Genomic DNA, 7,054 nt, shown 5'->3' with positions numbered 1-7,054 from the left:
CGCCGACGTCATAGCCCATGTGCTGCAGCGCCTCCTGGGCGGCGATGCGGTCGGCGCGCGGGATGGGGTCCTCTTCCGGCCAGGCGCGCTGGAGAGGCGGCGCACCGGAGACGCGCTCGGCCAGGAAGCCCACCGCCAGGGCGTAGGACATGGAGTTGTTGTAGGCGCGGATGGCGAAGTGGTTGGGAAAGGCCAGCAGCGCCGGCCCGCGCCAGCCGGCCGGCAGCAGCAGCTGGGCGGCCTCCTCGGAGTCCGCCGGTCGCCAGGCGCGCCGATCCGCCGAACGCACGCCCAGCGCCGTCCAGGCGGCGGTCGGCTGCTTGACGCCTTCGGCAAGGCTGTAGTCGAATCCTTGCGGCAGCACGACCTCGCGCGTCCAGGCTTCGCCGCGGCGCCAGGCTGCCTTCTTCTGCAGGAAGTTGGCGGCCGACGCCAAGGCGTCCGGGGCCGAACCCCAGATGTCGCGCCGACCGTCCCCGTCGCCGTCCACCGCGAAGTTCAGATAGTCCGACGGCGTGAACTGGGTCTGGCCCATGGCGCCGGCCCAGGACCCCTTCAGCTGCTCCCGGCTGGCCTGATCGGTGTAGAGGATGCGCAAAGCCGCGAACAACTGGTCCTCCGCCCAGCCCTTGCGCCGGCCCTCCGCCGCCAGGGTGGAGAGCGAGCGCACCACGTCCATGGAGCCCTGGATGCGCCCAAAGCTCGACTCCACGCTCCAGATGGAGACCAGGATGTCGGCAGGCACGCCGTACTGGGTTGCGAGTGGGTCCTGCCAGCGGCCGCCCTCGGTGCGGTGCTGGCGGCCTTCCGCGATGCGGGTCTCGGACACCGCGCTTTCGATATAGGCGCTGACCGGCTTGGAGAGTTCCGGCTGGCGGTTGTCGGCGGCGATGACGCGCGGGTCTGCAGTGACGCCCGCGAAGGTCTCGCTCAGTCGCGCCCGGGACCAGCCTGCGCCCGCCGCCCGGTCGACGAAGCCCTGCATCCAGTCGGCGAACAGCGGATCGGCGGTCCCGCCCGCCGCGGAGGTCGGCCCGTAGGCGGCGCTCGGGGCCGCAATCGCGCCGGAGGCGGACAGGAGGAAGAAGCGGCGATCCATCGAAGCAAAGCATTACGCAAGCCCTGGCCCTGCGCACAATCAAAACCGCGGGAGCGCCCTCATCGGCGCGAGGGCTCGCGCCTTGCGCGCAGGACTTGACGTATGGGCGCCGACTCCATAGACACGCCGCTCACCCCGCGCGGTCGCCTGCGCGGGTTTTCATTTGCGGGTCACGAGTGTCATGAAGGTTCGAAGCTCGCTCAAGTCGCTCAAGAGCCGCCATCGCGACTGCAAGCTGGTGCGCCGCAAGGGCCGTATCTACATCATCAACAAGACCGACCCCCGCTTCAAGGCCAAGCAGGGCTGAGGCCCTCAGCGCCCTTTGCGGGCGCGGTCGATCACTGGAAGGCTTGCAGCCCGTCGCGTCCGCGACGGGCTTTTCGCTGTGCGCTGACGGTGCGGCCACGCGCCTCGCACGCGGGGTTTGAAGCGGCTGGCCGGCGCCGATAGGGTCGAACTTCCCGTATTTGGAGTCCTCCCATGGCCGACGACGCTTCCTTCAACGCCGAAGCCGACGTGCTCACCTCCGCGGCGCAGGGGCGTCTTAAAAGCTTCATCGAGCGGATCACCCGGCTCGAAGAGGACAAGGCGGCGGTGTCCGAAGATTTGAAGGCGGTGTTCGCCGAGGCCAAGGGCGAGGGCTTCGACACCAAGATCCTGCGCAAGGTCATCCGCCTGATCAAGCAGGACAAGGTCAAGCGCCAGGAGGAGGAGGCGTTGATCGACCTCTACCTGTCGGCCATCGGCGGACTTTAGCCCCTCTTCGCTTGCGGGAGGGGGAGGCTAGGTCGGCCAGGTTGCCGGCGACATGGCCAGCACCTCACCCGCGAGGTAGAGCGAGCCGCAGATGATGACGTGCGGCGGCGGCCCTTCGCCGGCCAAGACCCGGGCGAGAGCTTGGATAACGTCGGCGCAGGCGGTCGCTGGAACGCCCGCCGCTCCCGCCGCCTCGCTCAGCACACCCGGGTCGGCGGCGAGCTCCGAGGCGAAGCCGGTGACGCAGACCTGTTCCGCCACGCCCTTCAAGGCCTCGAACACGCCGGCCGCATCCTTGCGGGCCAGCAGCCCCACGATCAGCGCCACGGGGCGGCCGTCGCGCGCCTGGAGGCTGCGCGCGGCCTCAGCCAGGGCGCGGGCGGCGTGGGGGTTGTGGCCGCCGTCCAGCCAAAGGTCGGCGCCCCGCGCCCGGGCGGCTGCGGCCAGCGGACCGGCGGTCAGCCTCTGCATGCGGGCCGGCCAGCGGGCGGAGACCAGGCCCGCGGCGACGGCGGCCCCGTCCAGCCGCGGATCGCCCAGCGCCCGCACGGCCGCCACGGCGATCCCGGCATTGTCGACCTGGTGGGCGCCGTAGAGGCCCGGCGGCGGCAGGTCGAGCAGCCCGGCTTCATCCTGGAACACCATGCGGCCGCCCTGGGCGTAGGCGTCGAAGTCCCGCCCCGCCACCGTCAGGGGTGAGCCCAGCCGCGTCGCCTGGGCCTCGATCACCTCGAGCGCCGCCTCCGGCTGGCGGCCGATCACGGCGGGTCGGCCGGGCTTCAGGACGCCCGCCTTCTCGCCGGCGATCTTGGCCAAGGTGTCGCCGAGGTATTCGTGATGGTCGTGATCCACCGGGGTGATGACGCTGAGCGCCGGGGCCTCGAACACGTTGGTGGCGTCGTAACGGCCACCCAGCCCCACCTCGACCACGCACAGGTCAGCCGGGGTGTCGGCGAAGGCCTTCAGCGCGGCGGCGGCGGTGATCTCGAAGAAGGTGATCGGCTCGCCGGCGTTGGCGGCCTCCACCTGCGCCAGCAGGGCCGCCAGCTCGTCGTCCGCGATCAGCGTCCCTGCGATGCGGATGCGCTCGGCGAAGCGGACCAGGTGCGGCGAGGTGAAGGCGTGCACCCGCAGCCCCGCCGCCTCGCCGATGGCGCGCAGATAGGCCACGGTGGAGCCCTTGCCGTTGGTGCCGGCCACGTGGATCACCGGCGGCAACCGCGTCTCGGGATGACCCAGTGCGCCAAGCAGCCGCTGCACCCGCCCGAGCGACAGGTCGATCAGGATGGGGTGCAGCCGGCGCAGGCGTTCCAGCGCCGCGTCGTGGGGGAGCAGGCCGTCGGTCATAGGACCCTGTTGCTGTGCGACCGCGCGCAGATCAAGGCCGGGGTGGCGCCGAGTGGCGCGCGATGCTTTAGGAAGAGCCATGACTCTGCGCGCCCCCGCCTCTTTCGCGCCGGCTGTTCTGGCCGGCATGTCTGTCCTCGCCCTGCTGTCTTCGAGCTCAAGCGCGATGGCGGCTGCGCCGCGGCGGCCCCAGACCACTCCGCTGGATGATGCACATCTGTTCGTCAGCCCCATGGGCCAGCCGTTCCGCTCGGTCTCCGGTCAGCCCTATCCGGTGGTGCAGTGGTTCAAGGCGGCGGACGCCAATCATGACGGCAAGCTCGACAAGGTCGAGTTCAAGGCCGATGCCCAGGCCTTCTTCACCGTGCTTGACCGCAACCGTGATGGATTGGTGACCGACTCCGAGATCGTTTATTACGAGACCGTGCTCGTTCCGGAGCTGAACGCGTCCGGCCAGGCCGCCGAGTACGACACCAGCGACAAGACCAAGCTAGCCGGCGACCTGCAGGGCGCGGCCCCCTACGCCCTCATCAACGACGCCGAGCCGGTGCGCTCCGCCGACGACAGCTTCATCGGCCGGCTGACGCTGAAGGCCTTCCTGGCCCGCGCAGACCACAACTTCGACGTGCTCGACGAACGCAGCCAGGGATATCTCGTCCTGGAGGAGCTGCCTCGCACGCAGGTGCAGGACGCGGCCCAGCCGGCGAAGCGGGCGAAGTAGGCTAGGCCGCGGCTCGGGCGGCCTTGTCCGCCTCGGCTTCGCCGGCCGTCAGCGCGATTATGGCGTCCAGCAGGTCGGCGGCCCGGAGCGGCTTGGACAGGTGCCGGTCCGCGCCGGCGGCGAGGCTGGCCTGGACGTGCTCGTCCAGGGCGTTGGCGGTGAGCATGATCACCGGCGTCCGCACCGCGCCTGTCTCCCGCTCCATGGCCCGCAGCTGGGTGGTGGCGGTGAGCCCGTCCATCTCGGGCATCTGCATGTCCATCAGCACCAGGTCGAAGCGCTGGCGGGCGAAGGCCTCCAGCGCCAGAGCGCCGTTGTCCACCACCGTCAGCTCCACGCCCACGGCTTCCAGGATCAGGCGCACCACCCGCTGGTTGGTAGGATGATCCTCGGCCAGCAGCACCTGTAGCCCTGGCATCTCCTCCGGCGTGAGCGCAGGGCCCGCCTCCGGCGCCGGCGCGGCGGCGGCCTGGGGCAGGGGCAGCCGGACGGTGAAGGTGGCGCCTTCGCCCGGGCTGGACTGCGCTCCGATCTCGCCGCCCATCAGCGTCACCAGCGACTGGCAGATGGCCAAGCCCAGCCCCGTACCGCCGAAGCGCCGGCGGATCGAGACGTCGGCCTGTTCGAAGCGGTGGAACAGCCGCGCCTTGACCGCGTCGTCGAAACCGATGCCGGTGTCTGCGACATCGATGCGTATCGCGCCCTGATCGCACGCCACCGACAGGCTGACCTCGCCCGCTCCGGTGAACTTGACCGCGTTGCTGAGCAGGTTGGAGAGCACCTGGGTCAAACGCACGGAGTCGCCGAGGTAGCAGCCGAGCGCGCCCTCTGAGATGTGCCAGCGCAGGCCGATGCCCTTGGCCTCTGCGCTGGCCCGGTGCAGCTCGGCCACGCGCGAGATCACGGTGGCGAGTTCGAAGGGCTGGCGCTCCAGCCGCATCTCGCCGGCCTCGATCTTGGAGAAGTCCAGGATATCGGTGAGCACCTGTTCCAGCAGCCGGCCGGAGGCGCAGATCAGCTGGGCCAGCTCGGCGTTGCGGGGCGAGGTCTGCTCGCGCGCCAGGGTCTCCGACACCGCGATCACCCCGTTCAGCGGCGTCCGCAGCTCGTGGCTCATATTGGCCAGGAAGCGGGACTTCTCCTCGTTGGCCTTCTCCAGCTCGGCCGTGCGTTCGCTGACGCGCTGCTCCAGGGAAGCCAGCAACTCGTCGGCGCGGTCCCGCTCGCCGCGAAGGGCCCAGGCCAGCACGCCGATCTCGTCGCCCCGGGCTTGCAGGCTGGCCACGGCGGTGGGCGAGCGCGCCTCGCAGGAGGTCGCCAGCTCCTGCAGGGGCCGGGTGATGGCGTGACGCGCCATGCGCAGGATCACGAGCGTCTGCAGGAGGGAGGCCATCAGGCCCAGCGCCAGGATGACCAGGGCCGAACGCGCAGCCGACAGGGTCACCGCCATGGCCGGATAGCTGACCAGGTAGTACCAGCCCGGGCCGCTCAGCCGGCCGAAGGCGACGATCTGCTTGCCGTCCGCGCTGACCAGCACGCCGTGCTGCAGATGCTGGGCCCGAACCTGACGCGCGAGGGCGGGGAGTTTCATCCGCCTCGCATAGGCCGCCACCTGGTCCTCGCTCGCGCCGCCCGCGGACATGGTGCCCGGATAGGCCAGCAGCTCGCCGTCGCCGCGCAGGATCAGGCTGTTGGCCCCGCGCAGGCTGGCCCCTACGGCCTCCTTGAACAGGGCGGTGGCGCTGATGGTGGATCCGAAGGCGCCGACGAACCTTCCATCCACATAGGCGGGCGTGAGGCAGGCCAGGCCCACCCGGGCGGTCGCCTTCTCCTGGATCAGGCGCTGGAGCGAGGTGCATCGGGTGGCGCCGGTGGGGTTCACCGCCGGCAGGATGATGCGGCTCATCTCCTCCTGGGAGAAGTCGAGGCTGGCCGGCGCCTGCTCGCGATAGAACAGCAGGTGATCGGGCCGGTCGGGGCCGAACATCACCAGCCGGTTGTGCGGGGTGAAGAAGTAGAAGTTGTCGTAGTCGTCGTGCACGGCTTGGCCGAAGCTGCCGACGATGGGATAGGCGCTGGTCAGCGCCCGCATCTCCGCCTCCGGGATGTGGGCCCCGTCGGCGATGAAGGCGCCCATGCCGTAGATCAGCCGACCGCCTCGCGAGACGCTGCCGGTGAAGGCCTCCGGCCGGCTACGACGGGTGCCGTCGGCATGGAGCGGGAAGTCGCGATCGATCAGCTTCTCGGCCTCGCCCGGCTTCAGCAGGGCCTCGCGCCGCTGGAGCGTCCTCACGGCGGTGCGGTGCAGGGCCAGCAGGCCGGTGAAGCGGCGGTCCAGGTTGTCGGTGCGCTCCTGCACGTACTGGGACAGGAAACTGATCTGCCGGTGCGCCAGCTCGCTCTGAAATACGGCGAACGCCGACAGCGACGCGGTGATGGTGAACACCACCGAGGTGAGGCCCACGCCCAGCAGGAAGTTACGCGATAGGGAGGAACGCATCGACGCCTCGGCTTACTCAACCGAGGCTGGCCATACATTTGTTTAGATGCCGTAAGCGGCAACATGGATCAATCGTCACGCATCGACGTGCGTGCGGGCTCAGGGCAGGTGCTTCAGCTCGATGGCCACGACGGAATAAGCGGCGCGGGCCGGCTTAAGATCGCCGTCGACCACCAGCCGGTAAGGTCCCTCCTTGATGGGAAGTGGCTTTCCGTCGCCCAGGTCGGCCAGGATGACCCTGGCGTTCCTGTGGAAGCTCGGGTCCACCTCAGCCAGGGACAGCACCACCCGGTACTTGTCGGCCGCGGTGACGAAGACGACGTCGTTCACGCCGGCCCCGTGCAGCCGCACGCCCATGGGCGCGCCCACGTCGCGCAGCAGGTCGCTGAGCAGGGGACCGGAGAAGTCGGTGGTCACGCCCATGTGGTCCAGCGAGACGTGGGCGTGCGGCAGCCTGGCGATGTCGGCGGCGGTCAGGGTCTCGGTCTGTCCCGTGAGGCCACGGACCACCACGGTTCCAGATGCAGCGCCGGCCGGCAGGCTGCCCACCATCGCGGCCGAGGCCGGCGATCGGTCGGAGGGCGCAGGGCTCATGATCGGCGGCGGCGTGGCGAGGGCGGGGCTCGCCAAG

At 70.2% G+C, this 7,054-nt stretch carries 7 protein-coding genes; 3 read left to right on the top strand and 4 right to left on the bottom strand.

Going from position 1 to position 7,054, the window contains the following annotated elements; all coding sequences use genetic code 11:
• A partial coding sequence (locus HUV06_RS13510) for a lytic transglycosylase domain-containing protein (protein ID WP_174301779.1) occupies positions 1 to 1,099 on the bottom strand: 1,099 nt, incomplete at its 3' end.
• Positions 1,100 to 1,280: 181 nt separating this feature from the next.
• On the opposite strand from HUV06_RS13510, the gene ykgO reads away from it, so the two are divergent.
• A complete protein-coding gene (ykgO, locus tag HUV06_RS13505; protein WP_174301778.1) occupies positions 1,281 to 1,406 on the top strand; it encodes a type B 50S ribosomal protein L36 in 126 nt (41 codons plus the stop codon).
• A 173-nt stretch (positions 1,407 to 1,579) separates the two neighbouring features.
• Positions 1,580 to 1,855, top strand: coding sequence for a DUF2312 domain-containing protein (locus HUV06_RS13500; protein WP_174301777.1), 276 nt, complete (start codon positions 1,580 to 1,582; stop codon positions 1,853 to 1,855).
• Between the two features lie 27 nt (positions 1,856 to 1,882).
• Here HUV06_RS13500 and HUV06_RS13495 read toward each other — a convergent pair whose 3' ends face one another.
• On the bottom strand, positions 1,883 to 3,202 hold the full coding sequence (locus tag HUV06_RS13495; RefSeq protein WP_174301776.1) for a folylpolyglutamate synthase/dihydrofolate synthase family protein: 1,320 nt from the start codon (positions 3,200 to 3,202) through the stop codon (positions 1,883 to 1,885).
• Between the two features lie 79 nt (positions 3,203 to 3,281).
• On the opposite strand from HUV06_RS13495, the gene HUV06_RS13490 reads away from it, so the two are divergent.
• Entirely contained in the window at positions 3,282 to 3,923 is a 642-nt protein-coding gene (locus HUV06_RS13490) for a hypothetical protein (RefSeq protein WP_174301775.1), read from the top strand.
• 1 nt (position 3,924) lies between these two features.
• Here HUV06_RS13490 and HUV06_RS13485 read toward each other — a convergent pair whose 3' ends face one another.
• On the bottom strand, positions 3,925 to 6,423 hold the full coding sequence (locus HUV06_RS13485) for an ATP-binding protein (protein ID WP_174301774.1): 2,499 nt from the start codon (positions 6,421 to 6,423) through the stop codon (positions 3,925 to 3,927).
• Positions 6,424 to 6,522: 99 nt separating this feature from the next.
• Positions 6,523 to 7,054, bottom strand: a 532-nt coding sequence (locus HUV06_RS13480; RefSeq protein WP_174301773.1) for a molybdopterin-dependent oxidoreductase, incomplete at its 5' end; no start/stop codon positions are given.

The organism is Caulobacter sp. S45 (assembly GCF_903642205.1).
Taxonomy (GTDB): domain Bacteria; phylum Pseudomonadota; class Alphaproteobacteria; order Caulobacterales; family Caulobacteraceae; genus CAHJWH01.
Note: the sequence above shows the minus strand (reverse complement) of the source record. Positions and strands in the feature narration are given on the sequence as shown.

Coding starts and splice junctions, on each gene's coding strand:
- ykgO (WP_174301778.1), top strand. CDS start 1,281: ATGAAGGTTCGAAGCTCGCTCAAGTCGCTCAAGAGCCGCCATCGCGAC.
- HUV06_RS13500 (WP_174301777.1), top strand. CDS start 1,580: ATGGCCGACGACGCTTCCTTCAACGCCGAAGCCGACGTGCTCACCTCC.
- HUV06_RS13495 (WP_174301776.1), bottom strand. CDS start 3,202: ATGACCGACGGCCTGCTCCCCCACGACGCGGCGCTGGAACGCCTGCGC.
- HUV06_RS13490 (WP_174301775.1), top strand. CDS start 3,282: ATGACTCTGCGCGCCCCCGCCTCTTTCGCGCCGGCTGTTCTGGCCGGC.
- HUV06_RS13485 (WP_174301774.1), bottom strand. CDS start 6,423: ATGCGTTCCTCCCTATCGCGTAACTTCCTGCTGGGCGTGGGCCTCACC.